At 37.7% G+C, this 14,143-nt stretch carries 13 protein-coding genes; 9 read left to right on the top strand and 4 right to left on the bottom strand.

Going from position 1 to position 14,143, the window contains the following annotated elements; all coding sequences use genetic code 11:
- Positions 1-278 precede the first annotated feature (278 nt).
- Complete coding sequence (locus AC07WY_RS09335) at positions 279-2,444, top strand: PhoX family protein (protein ID WP_262084988.1); 2,166 nt, start codon at positions 279-281, stop codon at positions 2,442-2,444.
- A 51-nt stretch (positions 2,445-2,495) separates the two neighbouring features.
- On the opposite strand, the gene AC07WY_RS09330 is transcribed toward AC07WY_RS09335, so the two are convergent.
- A complete protein-coding gene (locus AC07WY_RS09330; RefSeq protein ID WP_262084986.1) occupies positions 2,496-3,278 on the bottom strand; it encodes an NRDE family protein in 783 nt (260 codons plus the stop codon).
- A gap of 94 nt (positions 3,279-3,372) precedes the next feature.
- On the opposite strand from AC07WY_RS09330, the gene lgt reads away from it, so the two are divergent.
- From lgt to AC07WY_RS09315, 3 genes are all read left to right on the top strand, one after another.
- The gene (lgt, locus tag AC07WY_RS09325) at positions 3,373-4,191 is read left to right on the top strand and encodes a prolipoprotein diacylglyceryl transferase (RefSeq protein WP_004726496.1); all 819 of its coding nucleotides are present in this window, start codon (positions 3,373-3,375) and stop codon (positions 4,189-4,191) included.
- Between the two features lie 86 nt (positions 4,192-4,277).
- Entirely contained in the window at positions 4,278-4,664 is a 387-nt protein-coding gene (locus tag AC07WY_RS09320; protein ID WP_494736247.1) for a hypothetical protein, read from the top strand.
- On the top strand, positions 4,664-5,035 hold the full coding sequence (locus AC07WY_RS09315) for a hypothetical protein (RefSeq protein ID WP_494736246.1): 372 nt from the start codon (positions 4,664-4,666) through the stop codon (positions 5,033-5,035). Before AC07WY_RS09320 ends, AC07WY_RS09315 begins: the two co-directional genes overlap by 1 nt.
- Before the next feature lie 108 nt (positions 5,036-5,143).
- On the opposite strand, the gene AC07WY_RS09310 is transcribed toward AC07WY_RS09315, so the two are convergent.
- Positions 5,144-5,671 carry a hypothetical protein gene (locus tag AC07WY_RS09310; protein WP_004726489.1) on the bottom strand — a complete coding sequence of 176 codons (528 nt, stop codon included), beginning with the start codon at positions 5,669-5,671 and terminating at the stop codon, positions 5,144-5,146.
- 407 nt (positions 5,672-6,078) lie between these two features.
- Positions 6,079-6,876: a YwqG family protein gene (locus AC07WY_RS09305; protein WP_494736245.1), complete on the bottom strand. Its 798-nt coding sequence runs from the start codon at positions 6,874-6,876 to the stop codon at positions 6,079-6,081.
- 174 nt (positions 6,877-7,050) lie between these two features.
- Between AC07WY_RS09305 and thyA the strand changes: the two genes are divergently transcribed.
- The 4 genes from thyA (at position 7,051) to AC07WY_RS09285 (ending at position 10,096) form a co-directional block, all read left to right on the top strand.
- Complete coding sequence (thyA, locus tag AC07WY_RS09300) at positions 7,051-7,893, top strand: thymidylate synthase (protein WP_151801587.1); 843 nt, start codon at positions 7,051-7,053, stop codon at positions 7,891-7,893.
- Between the two features lie 79 nt (positions 7,894-7,972).
- Positions 7,973-8,485 carry a dihydrofolate reductase gene (locus AC07WY_RS09295; protein ID WP_154130104.1) on the top strand — a complete coding sequence of 171 codons (513 nt, stop codon included), beginning with the start codon at positions 7,973-7,975 and terminating at the stop codon, positions 8,483-8,485.
- A 31-nt stretch (positions 8,486-8,516) separates the two neighbouring features.
- The gene (locus AC07WY_RS09290; protein WP_494736244.1) at positions 8,517-9,578 is read left to right on the top strand and encodes an Lnb N-terminal periplasmic domain-containing protein; all 1,062 of its coding nucleotides are present in this window, start codon (positions 8,517-8,519) and stop codon (positions 9,576-9,578) included.
- A 77-nt stretch (positions 9,579-9,655) separates the two neighbouring features.
- Positions 9,656-10,096 carry an META domain-containing protein gene (locus tag AC07WY_RS09285; protein ID WP_494736243.1) on the top strand — a complete coding sequence of 147 codons (441 nt, stop codon included), beginning with the start codon at positions 9,656-9,658 and terminating at the stop codon, positions 10,094-10,096.
- A gap of 352 nt (positions 10,097-10,448) precedes the next feature.
- Here the strand turns inward: AC07WY_RS09285 and AC07WY_RS09280 are convergent, their stop codons facing one another.
- Entirely contained in the window at positions 10,449-12,464 is a 2,016-nt protein-coding gene (locus AC07WY_RS09280) for a CARDB domain-containing protein (protein ID WP_494736242.1), read from the bottom strand.
- Between the two features lie 142 nt (positions 12,465-12,606).
- On the opposite strand from AC07WY_RS09280, the gene AC07WY_RS09275 reads away from it, so the two are divergent.
- A complete protein-coding gene (locus tag AC07WY_RS09275) occupies positions 12,607-13,980 on the top strand; it encodes a dihydrolipoyl dehydrogenase (protein ID WP_494736241.1) in 1,374 nt (457 codons plus the stop codon).
- Positions 13,981-14,143: the final 163 nt, after the last annotated feature.

Below are 14,143 nucleotides of genomic sequence, written 5' to 3'. Positions count from 1 at the left end.
GAAACATCTCTATAAAAAAAATAACTACAAGTTAATCCTGTTGATTCAATTCACCAAGCACATATCAAGCTCAATCAGTCATATCACAATGTTTATAGAAATTGAACAGCACAGTAATTATCTAAATACAAATATGACAATCCTATTACTTTCTTAAAATAAGATTAAATTTAACCAATATTAAATATAAGAGTAAGAGATCTTACACATTTGTTCTGTATGTTTTTAAGCTGAATCAAAATCACATTTAATCAAGACTTAAAGCCAAAGGGAATCGTATGACAGACCTCACGCCATATCATGAAAATCAAGAGTTAGATAACAATACTTCGAATAACACACATTTCCGTGACATTTTAGAACAACGGATTTCTCGTCGTAGTTTAATTACAAAAACAGCAAGTGGTGCAGCTGCTCTCGCTTTAGCATCAAGCCTAGTCGGCTGTAATGACGACGATGACAATAATTCAACACCAACAACAACCGTTAAAAAACCAGAAAAATTCACCTTTAACCCTGTTGCAAAAAACCTCAATGACATCGTCACTGTTCCTGCTGGTTATGAGGCAAATGTGCTTTATGCTTTAGGTGATCCATTAACGCAAACGATCCCTGACTGGGATGACAATAATGTTCCTTCAGGGGTCAGCTTTACAGCGCGTTCAGGCGATTGTCATGATGGTATGAGTTATTTTGGCTTAAATTCCAATAGCTCTAAATATGATGCGAAAGCCTCAAACCGTGGCTTACTGGTCATGAACCATGAATACATTAACCAAACCTTCTTACATCCTAAAGGTGCAACAAAAGTAAATGGTCGTCGCCCAGAAGATGAAGTGATTCGTGAAGTCAATGCACACGGTGTTTCCGTCATTGAATTAAAGAAAGATGCAACTACACAAAAAGTAGAGATTGTAAAAAGCTCTCCATTTAATCGTCGTATTACAGCGTCAACGGTCATGGACTTTGCAGGTACAGTTGCAGGTTCCGATTTGGTAAAAACCAAATACTCAAGCTCAGCAAAGCAAACACGTGGCACACATAATAACTGTGGTAATGGTTATACGCCTTGGGGGACTTACCTCACCACAGAAGAAAACTTTATTGGATACTTTGTGCGTAATAAAGGTGATGATGCAAAACGCAGCGCTGCTGAAATCATCGCACTGAATCGCTATGGTTTAAAAGATGGTGCCAGCTCACGTTATGGCTGGGAAACTGCGATTGGGGCGATCGAGAGCCAAGACTTATATGACCGTTGGAACGCTTCAATTACCGCTGACTCAGCAGACAAAGATTATCGCAACGGTGCAAATACCTTTGGTTGGATTGTTGAAATCGATCCATTCGATAGTCGTTCAAACCCAGTTAAACGTACATCTTTAGGTCGCTTTGCACATGAAGACTGTCGCTCAAGCCGTTTAATCGAAGGGGAAAATCTGGCCTTCTATATGGGCGATGACTCACGTGGCGAATATATCTACAAATTTGTATCTGATGCGAAGTGGGATGCAAAAGATGTAAATGGTGGCTATCGCGCTGGCGATAAATATATGAACAGTGGCAAGTTATATGTTGCGCAGTTCAATAATGATGGTACAGGTAAATGGATTGAATTGGCATACGGTAAAAATGGTTTAAATGATAGCAATACCGTCTATCCTTTTAGATCTCAAGCCGATGTCACTACTTTTGCACGTTTAGCAGGTGATTCGGTCAAAGCCACCAAAATGGATCGCCCAGAATGGGTTGCGGTGAACCCCGAGAATGGTGAAGTCTATGTCACACTAACCAATAACTCGAACCGTGGTACAGCACATGCATTAGATGCCGCAAATCCACGAAACTATAGCGACCCAGAAGGCGGTAAAGGCAATGTAAATGGTCACATTATTCGCTTCCATGAAAAAGATAATAAAACCACTGCTGAAAGCTTTACTTGGGATATCTACCTCTTTGGTGCTGAAGCAAAAATGGCCAGCAATATCAATCTGTCTGGTTTAAATGATAACAATGATTTATCTTCACCAGATGGTATGTGGTTCGATCCACGTGGTGTACTTTGGATTCAAACGGATGACGGTGCTTATACAGATACCACCAACTGTATGATGCTTGCTGCACTCCCTGGTAAAGTCGGTGATGGTGCAAAAGCAATAACATCTGCTGGGCAAGAAACGATCGTAGGTAAACAAGTCACTGATGAAAACCTGCGTCGCTTCTTAACAGGCCCAAAACAATGTGAAATCACAGGTGTCACCATGACACCCGACTATAAAGCCATTTTTATCAATGTTCAGCATCCAGGTGAAGACTCACCTAGCTTTGATAAGCCATCAAGTAACTGGCCTGCCTCACAAAAAGATCCAAGCAATAAGACCGCTCGCCCACGCTCGGCAACGGTCGTCATTACTCGTAAAGATGGCGGTGTAATTGCTGGCTAATCAACTAAATTTATTTTTTAAAGCCATAGTGACGAAAGTTGCTATGGCTTTTTATTTTTCAATAGTGCGCTTAATCTCGACTAACTCGCCCATATGTTCACCTTGTTGTGTTTTTTCGATCCAATCAATCTGCGTACTGCTTATTCTTAAAAAGTTGGAACAGCGTGTGCCATAAATTGGACTTTGAATAAATGTTGAAGACAACAACGCTTCCATTTCAGGATTAATTCCAGTATTGGGCAGTAAATCAGGAATAATTTTTCGTTCATCTTCTAAAATGTCCCAAACAGCGAATTGTAGATCTTGCTCTGGGATAGCAGGAACTTGCAACATGGGTAAAAATTCTTGGGTAAAGCGTTTACGTAAATGCTTGGTTTTTTCCCAATCATCTGACATCAAGCCATTTGAAACAACAAATACACCTTGGGATAACACTTGTGGGGCTTCACCGCGATTACTCATATAAACAGCTTGCTGTCGATCACCCACAAATAAGTTAAAACCCGCATAATCTCTTTGCTGCTTTTCCAATGCTTGTGCAAAACGAATTGGTGTTTGATCTGACGCTAAAAAGGCTTGAATCAAATAGCCACGCGTAGTGGGATAAGTTTGTTTATCAGCACCATCACGATAATTGGTAATCACTGCCCAACGTCCCTGTGGTGTAACCCCCATCCATGTTCCGCCTGATTGCAAATCTTGCCCTGCAATAATCGGACTGTTCGCCCATGACTGTAATTGAGTGCTTGGACGATGGTAGAATTCGTCACGATTTGAAATTAAACAAACAGGTAAATCATCCAAAACTTGCCAAGCCAATGCCACAATACACATAAAATACATTCCATGAAGTTTACACATTGAATGTACAACATTTTTAATATGTTTCAGCTAAAATCTGTGCAAAATAGAAAATCAAGGATTAGGAATGCTCACCTACCCGAATATTGACCCAATTGCGATATCACTGGGTCCACTCAACGTCCATTGGTATGGACTGATGTATCTCTTGGCATTTTTATGTGCTTGGGGACTTGCTACTTATCGCGCTAAACAACGTGCTGACTGGAACTCTGAAATGGTTTCAGATCTGGTGTTCTTTGGCGCACTTGGGGTTGTGCTCGGTGGTCGTGTAGGCTATGTTTTATTTTACGAGTTTGGCAAATTTTTAGCAGATCCTATCTGGCTATTTAAAGTCTGGACTGGCGGTATGAGTTTCCACGGGGGCTTCCTTGGTGTAATGATCGCCATGCTTTTGTGGTGCCATAAATACAAGAAAACTTGGTTTGAAACACTAGATTTCATTGCACCCTGTGTACCGACGGGCTTGATGTTTGGTCGAATTGGTAACTTCATAGGTGGTGAATTATATGGTCGTCAAGTTTCTGACCCTAACTTTGCGCTAGGTATGATCTTCCCGACTGATCCACTACATTTGGTTCGTCATCCATCTCAGCTCTATCAAGCGCTGTGTGAAGGACTGCTGCTGTTCCTTATTCTATGGTTCTATAGTGCTAAACCACGCCCACGTTATGCCGTATCTGCAATCTTTCTAATGGGTTATGGCTGTGCTCGATTCTTTATGGAATTCTTCCGTGAACCTGATGCAGATCAAGGTTATATCCTGTTTGGCTGGATGACCAAAGGTCAAATCCTCTCATTCCCAATGATTCTGATTGGATTATGGTTAATTTGGTACGCTTACCAAAAGAAAATTTTTGACTGGGGTCCACAAAAAAATACTTAAGCCTTATGGGCTAAGTTTAAAAAGGTGAAGCTAAGCTTCACCTTTTTTATGCTAAATTATCATTATTCAATTTAAACGAAATCACTATGCTTGAATTTTGGTTTGATCCTAAAGTCTCGGTTGCAAAGAAGCTCATTTTCCTTATTTTATTGGCGCTGGTTACTATTGGACTATATTGGTACCAGCCTCTAACCCTTGATAATATTTTACTTTTTGCAGGTACAGGTATTATTTTTCTGATTTGTCGTTACTGTAAGGTTCATTTTGCAGCCCAACGCCCAACAGGATTTCTTTATCGTTTATTGACTTGGATTCCACTGGCTTTAGTTTTGGCATTGGTTTTTAAAAATATGAACAATGGTGAAATTTTGATCCCAGGCGCTCAAGGTATTGGTTTTATGGCCCTAGCGGTTTGTATTTTTTCACCACTCTCGCTACTCAATAAAAATTCATCTGAACAAATATCTAAATAATGTTAGATTTTTGGTATTCAGCGCGCTGTAGCCGTGAAATGAAAGTGATCATCTCAATCTTAACCTGTGTGATAATTTATTATTGCGCCACGATTGAGAGGTTAAGTTCAACGTTTACCGTGATATGTTTAGCAATTGGAATCTCTACGCATTTATTAAAAATGCTAGGGCTAAAAATTGCTCAACATAATGTCTATGTTCAAGGTTTTAAAATTTTATTTTCAATCTATCCATTGCTTGCACTTATGCTTTTAATGGCTTTTTTACCCGCACAACATAAAATATTGACCTCGATTCAAGCCATTGGTTTTGCTGCATTGGGTCTATTTATCATGTCAATTTATCAAAATCGCGCAAAACGTTTTGACTAAAGGTGTTGTAGTAAAAAAGCATAGTAATAAAAAAGGAAGCCTTTCATTCCAAAAGCTTCCTTTTTTATCTTTTAATCCGTAATAGATTAAATGCTTTTGACTGTGAAACTAAGCAGCTAGACGATAATATTCATAGGTTACATTTGGGTCTTTATACACATCGTAACTACGTTGTCTAAAATCAGAAACCCATTGAGAACCTGTAAATCCAGCAATATGACCATAACGATGGCGACTGGTGCTGTTGATGATATAAATATCACCTTCTTGAGGATTATCGAAGTCAGGACGGATTTGCTTATAACCAATCTCAGTTAAAGTCGAACCCCAATCTGAAGCGGCAACAGGATGATCAGAAAAACGTGCACCAGCTGATTCAAGTGCTATACGCACATATCTTGCACAACGATGTGCAGTAGTACTACGCGACATACTGACAAGTTTTTCAGTAAATTTGCTAATATCGATTAAGCTTTCTTTCTTAAATGCTTCAGTTTGATTTTTAAAAGTTTCAAATGCTTTATTTTTTAAGTATTCATCTGGTCGAAAATTATTATTTTGATTTTCCGATCGAATCTGAATATGAACCGTGGGATTCACGTATTCATTCATATTAACATTGTGGTCGTAAATCATGCATTGTCCTCAAACTGGCCTTTTGAATTGATTCAAACCACCTTGTTTAAACCAATAACAACTTTTCACAAGCCATGAATAGTAATCAGCAATTCTTAAAATGTAGACTTAAAACATGTAAAAAAATATGTAAGTGTTAATAAATCTCATTTGTAATGCCTCAAGCTACTGAAACTGCTGACATTACATAATTCATCATCTGGGTTTGTTTGTTTAAAAATTAATCAATAAAAGTTTACTCGGCCGTATCATTAAAATATTTTCTTAATCTAATCAACACATTAAACTGTCAATTCAGTCACACTTTTGTTTTGTAAATTCAGCAAAATCGTATGCCAAAGAAAGATTTTTTCAATAAAAAGCTGACGTTATCAACATCAGCTTTTTAGAAATTATGCCGTCGCTGCTTAATAACAATCCCAGTTATACACCACTTTAGAGAAATCTCTTTTTTCAAGATCATCAGGATGAATAAAGAAGTTCCCTACACCTGAGTCGCCCCACATGATCTCAATACCTTCAACTTCACCTGTATCAATCTGCAACAGCAAAATATAATCTTGAATAGATTCATTGTATTCACGCGGATCAGATTGAGTAAAAAATGGATATCCCCCTAAACGATGACCGCTTGCGGAAAAAACTTCACTGTATTCATCACAAAACTCTTCTTCATCGTCTCTTTCATAAGGGTCTGTGACTTTTTGAGAAAAATCAAAATTGTTCATATCAATATAGCTTTCAGCCTTCTCAAACTGAATCGCAGACTGCCCTGCAATAGGACTATAAATATCGTCCTCAGCAAAACTTGGAAAATCGCTTTGTAAAAGTGCAAGATCTTGCTCAATCTTGTCATAAAAAACCATGCGAAAGCCATCTTGCTTTTTTTGATCATCAAAATTGAGACCATATAAATCATCATGCGGATTGATAAAAAACTGTAAAATTCCAGATTTTGGATAATGTTGATTTTCTGGCAATTCTGCAAAATTGATCTGCGCCAATAATTGTAGGTCATCCCCCTCCGCACTCTGCGGATATTGCTTGCCTACAGGTAAATAAGGATTTCCACCCACTTTGCTTTGCCAAATCTGTAAATCTTCAGTCGGCACTAATGATATTTCTATACTGTCTTTTTTTGTCGCAATAATTTGCGTTTTATAAGGCTGTAAACATGCTGGGAGCTCATTCAAATTTATACTCATTTTCAAATACTCTTAGTTTTAGATGTTAGATGGATGCAAAACAGAAAATAATCTAGCTTAAAAAGAGAGTCAGATTAGTATAAACTCTGAAGCTATTCAGAAACATTACGAATGGGTAATCATGCGACATAATCTGTCATTTGTGTCGTATAGACGCCCCAAATTGGACACTATATGAAAGCGTATTTAGACCTTCTACAACATATCCTAGACGATGGCGGTGACAAAGGTGATCGTACTGGTACAGGTACTCGTTCTGTATTTGGTCATCAAATGCGTTTTGACTTGTCAAAAGGGTTTCCGCTACTGACCACTAAAAAAGTTCATTTCCGCTCAATTGTGATTGAACTGCTGTGGTTCCTAAAAGGCGACACCAATGTTCAATATTTAAAAGACAATAAGGTTTCAATCTGGGATGAATGGTCTACCGCTGAGCAGACTGCCCGTTTTGGACGCCCTGAGGGTGAATTGGGCCCAGTCTATGGTCATCAATGGCGTAACTTTGGCGCAACGCAAAAAGACAATGGTTTGTTTGAAAATGATGGTTTTGACCAAATCAGTTGGTTGGTCAATGAAATCAAGACCAATCCAAACTCACGTCGTTTGATTGTGTCTGGCTGGAACCCAAATGAAGCAGGTAAAGTTGCCTTACCGCCATGCCACACTTTATTCCAATTTTTTGTTCAGGATGGAAAGTTGTCTTGCCAACTTTATCAACGTAGTGCAGATGTTTTCTTAGGGGTGCCATTTAATATTGCCAGCTATGCTCTACTGACTCATATGGTTGCTCAAGTTTGTGGTTTAGGCGTAGGTGATTTTGTCTGGACTGGTGGTGATACACATTTATATGTTAACCATTTTGAACAAGCAAAACTTCAGTTAACACGTGAACCCTTACCATTGTGTCAACTCAAGTTAAATCCTGAAATTAAGGATATTTTTGACTTTAAATTTGAAGATATTGAAATTACAGGTTATGAGTCACATCCTGCAATTAAAGCACCTGTAGCTGTTTAAATATTTTAATCCAGTCTTTCCTTATTCCCTCCTTGTAATAGGAGGGAAAATTTTCCAATGGATAATAAGCGAATTCATTATGACATTTAAAAACTTTGAAATTGTGCATGTCGTTGCAATGGATCAACAACGCTGCATTGGTAAAGCGAACGATCTTCCATGGCATATTTCAGCAGACCTTAAGCACTTCAAAGAAATCACCCAAGGTGGTGTTGTGGTGATGGGACGTAAAACGCTTGAATCGATGGGACGTGCATTACCTAAACGTGTCAATTGGGTAATTACCCGTGATCAGGATTGGAGCTTTGCTGGGGTTAAAACGGCCCATAGTATAGATGCTGCTTTGGAGCAAGCGATTCCTGATGTATTGGCATCAGAAAAACCTGCCAGTATATTTATCATTGGTGGTGGTGAAATTTTTAAACAAACCATGCACATTGCCGATCGTTTAGAGCTCACCCACATTGAGCTCGATGTACAAGGTGACGCGTATTATCCAGAAATTCCAGCGGAATTTAAAAAAGTTGCGAGCGAGTCACATGTTGATGACAAAACAGCTATTGCTTTTGAGTTTGCAACATACCGAAAATAGCACTGAACTTTATGAACAAAAATAGTGGCTTATGGATAGCTTAAAAACAAGATCAATACTGCATACACTTGGAATGGGGATAATCCATTCCTTGTTTAGCTTATTTGTGGTATTGAGCAGCCTGTGGTTTTGTTTCGCGATTTGGATTCAACACCCATTAGGAAAGATTTTCAGTTATATCATCATCCCTATTTGGATTATTTTTGCATTGAGTATTCTTGGGATCTATTTTACTAAAAATATATTTAGCCGAAAAACGGACAGTCTGATCTATATCATCGCCTTTATTGTCAGCTTAATCTGGTACTTTAATATTCCTGCGCAGCAAGATCGTCAATGGAGTCCAGAAGTTTCCAGAATTTTTACTTACCAGCAGCAAGGTAATCTTGTCACGATTCATAATGTCCGCAACTTTAATTGGCACTCCCCTGATCAATATGACGAACGCTGGGAAACCAGAAGCTACAACTTAGATGAGATTACAGGCGTCAATATCATCACCTCTTATTGGATGGGACCACATATTGCCCATACCTTGGTCAGCTTTGATTTTTTAAACCAGCGCCCACTCGTTTTTTCTATTGAAATTCGGAAAGAAAAAAATGAAAATTTTTCTGCAATTGGTGGGTTTTTTAGACAATTTGAGCTAAGCCTAATCGCTGCAGATGAAAAAGATATTGTTTATACACGAAGTAATATTCGAGGTGAACAGGTTTATTTTTTCCCGATTCAATTACCAAAAGCAGAAACCAAAGCATTATTTGAAGAGTATCTTTTGAAATCTTCCGCTTTGGCAGAACATCCAAAGTGGTACAACACCCTAACTAGTAACTGTACAACTTTGGTTTTTGATATGGTTCAGGCGATTTCCCCTGAAAAATTACCAACAGATTATCGTTTATTGGCTTCAGGTTATTTACCCAATTATCTTTATGATTTGGGTGCATTAAATCATCAATGGTCAATCAAAGAATGGTATAAAAAAGCACATATCAATCCAAGAACGGCTGAATATGCTCAGTTTAAATATCAAAATAGCGATAACTTTTCTAAAGTGATTCGTTTTGGTTTACCTGATGAACATGCTCAATAATGTATAGCTTTAGTCAGCTCGTCTTTATGGTTTAACTCAATTTTGTTTATATAATCATTAAAATTAGGAGAATACGCATGTTTAAATCCATACTCGCAACCACATTCATCACAGCAACGCTCTTGTTTTCTGGATGTGCATCTACACCAAGTGCCGATCAACAAAGCCAAAATTTAAGTTTGTTGCAAAACAAAAATTGGACACTCACGCATATTGGTGCAACAGAATATAAAGCAACGCCAAATGCTCACAACATACCAAGCATTCAATTTGGTTCAGATTTACAGATAAGTGGAGCAGATGGCTGTAATCGCATTATGGGCGCCTATGCGATCAAAGGACAACACTTGACCTTAGGACAACTCGGCTCTACTCGTATGTATTGTCAGGACACTATGAAACTTGCGGCTGACTATACTGAAGCACTCAATAAAGTGAAAGGTTATCAAGTCTATGACAAAACGTTAAAGTTAGTTGATCAATATGGTAATCGTGTTTTGCAATTTACAACACCATAACATCACCGAATCAGTTATTTATATATACAGTTTAAAAGCTTAAAACGTTAGGCTTTTAAACACCTCAGATTATAGAATCCAATATCAACAATGAAATTGAATAAAAATTTTAACTCAATCAATGAAAGACAATAATTTTACTACACACGCCGTCTTATCAATGGGATTAGAATAACAACAACTTAAAATTTGGATATTTCTATGAAAGTTATTGGCCTTATCTTGATCTCATGTCTACTTTTATCTGCATGTAGTTCAATGAATGTAAGACCTACGGTTGGGGTAAGTATGGGAACATCTGTTAAATAAAAAACAGCGCCGAAGCGCTGTTTTTTATCAAAGTACTTTTTCTCTATTTATATGCAACAAATATCGTTGAAACTTTACCATCAGGAGCAGCAACTGACACCTTGAACATATCACCCACCGCACACTCTTTTAAGCGATAGCCATAGAATGCTTGTGTACTATTTTTAAATGTTGTTGGTGTTAATAGGTTAAAAACACTTGCTACTGGAGAGCTTCCTTGCACTAGTTCAGCTGAACAGGACAAATTATTGTCTTTGGTATTATCTTCAGGTGTAACACTTACAGTAGAACCTGTCGGCATAGGAACACTTTGCATACTGTTCCCATATAAATTAAAAGACAATAAGCTACCGCTAGCAGTCACATTTGTAAATGTTGCTGTATTTTCTGAAAATGCAAATAGTAACTGCTGACGGAGAACAGCACTTAAACCACTATTACATGTACCTGCAATATTTGGTTGATCTATTGTAGAAAGACCACATAATGAGTTTCCAAAACTACGCTTATAAATATATTCACCAAAATTTGCATCATATTGATTATTTTCATTATCATCACGAAAGAAATCACCAATATTCGTATTTTCTTCTACTAATTTTCCAGTACTATCATTTACCAATTTAGCAAATGGTTCACCTTCATCATAAAGATTATTACCATTCTTATCAATGTACTGCTTATCCCCTTCAACATAAGCTAAAACAGTAACTCGATTATCTAAAGGACGAGGATCTTGCACTGATAATGTTACTGAACATCGTCCATCTGTAGTAGAACAATTAGGGGTAACAACACCGCCTTCACTAACAAAGCTCACAACCGTACCATTTGGTACAGGATTACCAGTACGATCCCTCAGCATCACATTGATCGTTGCACTATCACCATCAACCTTGTTCTGCAAAGCATTTTTGCTAACAGATAAACTGAAACCGTCTTGAGTTACTCTACCTGTAGAAACTGCTACATTTTTAGATAAAGCGGAGACGGTATTGTTTGATACTAGTGTTGCTTTTATTTCCACAGGTCCAGGTTTATCTCCTGGATATAAAGTTACAACAACTTTACCATTTGGATCACTTTTTACAGTTTTAATCGCACGATTACCTAAAGAGATAAAACTTAAATCCTCAGGAGCACGAACCAGCTCAATGTTTACATCTTTATTCGCGGCTGGTGTACCGTTCGCGTACAAAGTAAATTCAATTTGACCTGATGCAGCAGAACCGCTATTTTTTATACCTAAATTTACAGCATTAGTCGTTGTATAAACTAAAGAGTTTGCTTCAGTAGCGGCTATATTTACTTCAACTTTTGATTCAGGAATATTCGAACCTGAAGCTCTAATTGTATGTGTACCCTCACATAACTTCCCATCAGTCCCAATCGCTTTATAAGAAGTCGTAACATCACCTTGGTTTGAAGAAGCAACAATTGCTGGTTCAAAGGTACCGCATGATGCACTAAAATTCACAGTAACGTTATTTTGATTAACTTTTGTATTTGCATCTTGTGTCTTTAATGTGATATTTGTTGATGCACCAGACTCTAAATCAGTCGTTGCTGCAACCATTCCCACTAAGACAATATTTGCTGCTTGTAAGCTGAAATTATAAGGGCTTGTTGTTGCTGAAGTACCATTATAATTTGCAGTAGCAGATATCTGATATGCACCCGTTGTATTTAAGTCTTGGGGTTTAATTGAAATACTGGCTTCACCATCAGCATTTGTAAGTACAGCGGCATTTGTTGTCCCAAAAACTACGCCTTCCCCACTAAAGGTGACAACTGCACCACTAATACCTTTACCAGTCTTATCTGTCACTTTTACTTTTGCTGTTACACCAGCAGCAGTAATAGAGTTTGTAACTGCGTTATTTACATCGTATAAAGCAATATTTGTAATGTTCACAGCTTCAACTGTAGTTCCACCATTACCATTGCCTGTTCCGTTATCATTTTTATCATAATAACCTCCACCGCCCCCACCACAACTTGCTAACAAAATAGAAATTGCAATAGCACTTAACTTTCCAGTAAGTTTTCTAGTATCCATAATTTTACTCAACCTAAGAATCCCCAAAAATTGTTGTAGATTATTTTGAATGCTATGTAAGCATAGTTATCTATATGTGTAAATATGCTATTTCAAAATGTTTTTTAATGTAATTACTATTATTTAAAATCAGGTTTATATCATGTACGACATCATTATCATTGGCGCAGGAACTGCGGGTATTAGTGCATATAAAGAAGCAATCAAATATACATCTAACATACTGATTATCAATAAAGGTCCATGGGATACAACCTGTGTCCGTGTTGGCTGTATGCCAAGTAAAGTTCTCATTTCAACTGCAAATCGGATGTATGACATTCAAAATGCCAAAGAAGTCGCTTTAGAGGTAAAAGCAGAGATCGATACACGTCAAGTTATGCAACATGTCAGAAATTTACGTGACCGCTTTGCTCGTGCGACGCTAAAAGATGTAGAAAGTTGGGAAACTGCACATAAAATTGATGGCGAAGCTAAATTTGTAAATGCAAATACGGTTGAGGTCGATGGAAAACATTATCAATCTAAATCATTTATTCTTGCTGTAGGTTCAACGCCGACCTATAACCAAGATTGGAAAAATAAACTAGGCAATAAACTGATTACTTCAGATGAAGTATTTGAGCTTGAGACACTGCCTAAGTCTATTGCCGTGATCGGGAGCGGTGTGATTGCAATTGAATTAGCTCAAGCAATGCATCGCCTAGGTGTAAATACGACTGTTTTTGCAAGAAGCAAAAAAGTGGGGGTGCTTAGTAGCCCTAATTTACAAGAAATCGCTCAAGCGGAATTATCCAAAGAACTGAATATTAAATTTGAAGTTTTACCTGATTCAATCCAAGATATTAAAAATGGGGTTGAAATATCATTTATTGAAAATAATGAATCTAAATCCATACAGGTTGACTATATTTTAAATGCGACTGGTCGTGCTACACACTTATCAACCTTGTCCCTCGAAAACATTGATCAGTCATTCTCAGATTTAAAACAATTACCAGTTCATCCCACCACTAAACAACTGGCTGATTTTCCAATATTTATTATTGGCGATGCTTTTACCCAAACGCCTTTACAACATGAGGCTGCAAATGAAGGAAGAAATGTCGTTTCAAGTTGTTTAAATTTTCCCAATATACACAACTTAAATAACCTATCCCCTTTAGGTATTGTGTTCTGTAGTCCAGAAATGGGGATTGCTGGGCAAAACTTTGCCACGCTGTCAAAATCAGACACAGCCTTTGTTACAGGTTTTGCTTCTTATGAAAAACAAGGTCGCGCATTGGTTTTAGGTAAAAATAAAGGTGCTGTTGAAGTTTATGTAGATCAGCAAAGCAGAAAACTCTTAGGGGCTGAACTTTTTGTTGAGTCTGCCGAACATATGACCCACTTACTCTCTTGGATCATTGCAGAACAGCTGACAATTGATGAGATATTAGCAAAACCTTTTTATCACCCAACCTTGGAAGAAGGCTTAAGAACTGCATTAAAACATGCCCGAAGACAACTTAAATAACGCTTTTGCCTATTGAATGAAGCTCCTGCTAAGGCTAGAGCTTTTATTTTGCTTCTTAATTTCTTATCTTTTTCTTTCATCTGGGCATAAAAAAACACCCCGCTCTCGCTAGAGATCGGGGTGTTTTAGATTTAAAAGCTGGCGATGACTTACTCTCACATGG

It is taken from the genome of Acinetobacter sp. GW821-FHT01C12 (genome assembly GCF_059422625.1).
This window is presented reverse-complemented; position numbering and strand designations above follow the sequence as displayed.

Excerpts from the sequence above, each read along its gene's own strand:
- thyA (WP_151801587.1), top strand. The coding sequence starts at position 7,051 with ATGAAAGCGTATTTAGACCTTCTACAACATATCCTAGACGATGGCGGT.
- AC07WY_RS09295 (WP_154130104.1), top strand. The coding sequence starts at position 7,973 with ATGACATTTAAAAACTTTGAAATTGTGCATGTCGTTGCAATGGATCAA.
- AC07WY_RS09320 (WP_494736247.1), top strand. The coding sequence starts at position 4,278 with ATGCTTGAATTTTGGTTTGATCCTAAAGTCTCGGTTGCAAAGAAGCTC.
- AC07WY_RS09285 (WP_494736243.1), top strand. The coding sequence starts at position 9,656 with ATGTTTAAATCCATACTCGCAACCACATTCATCACAGCAACGCTCTTG.
- AC07WY_RS09310 (WP_004726489.1), bottom strand. The coding sequence starts at position 5,671 with ATGATTTACGACCACAATGTTAATATGAATGAATACGTGAATCCCACG.
- AC07WY_RS09280 (WP_494736242.1), bottom strand. The coding sequence starts at position 12,464 with ATGGATACTAGAAAACTTACTGGAAAGTTAAGTGCTATTGCAATTTCT.
- AC07WY_RS09330 (WP_262084986.1), bottom strand. The coding sequence starts at position 3,278 with ATGTGTATTGTGGCATTGGCTTGGCAAGTTTTGGATGATTTACCTGTT.
- AC07WY_RS09315 (WP_494736246.1), top strand. The coding sequence starts at position 4,664 with ATGTTAGATTTTTGGTATTCAGCGCGCTGTAGCCGTGAAATGAAAGTG.
- AC07WY_RS09275 (WP_494736241.1), top strand. The coding sequence starts at position 12,607 with ATGTACGACATCATTATCATTGGCGCAGGAACTGCGGGTATTAGTGCA.
- lgt (WP_004726496.1), top strand. The coding sequence starts at position 3,373 with ATGCTCACCTACCCGAATATTGACCCAATTGCGATATCACTGGGTCCA.
- AC07WY_RS09335 (WP_262084988.1), top strand. The coding sequence starts at position 279 with ATGACAGACCTCACGCCATATCATGAAAATCAAGAGTTAGATAACAAT.
- AC07WY_RS09305 (WP_494736245.1), bottom strand. The coding sequence starts at position 6,876 with ATGAGTATAAATTTGAATGAGCTCCCAGCATGTTTACAGCCTTATAAA.
- AC07WY_RS09290 (WP_494736244.1), top strand. The coding sequence starts at position 8,517 with ATGGATAGCTTAAAAACAAGATCAATACTGCATACACTTGGAATGGGG.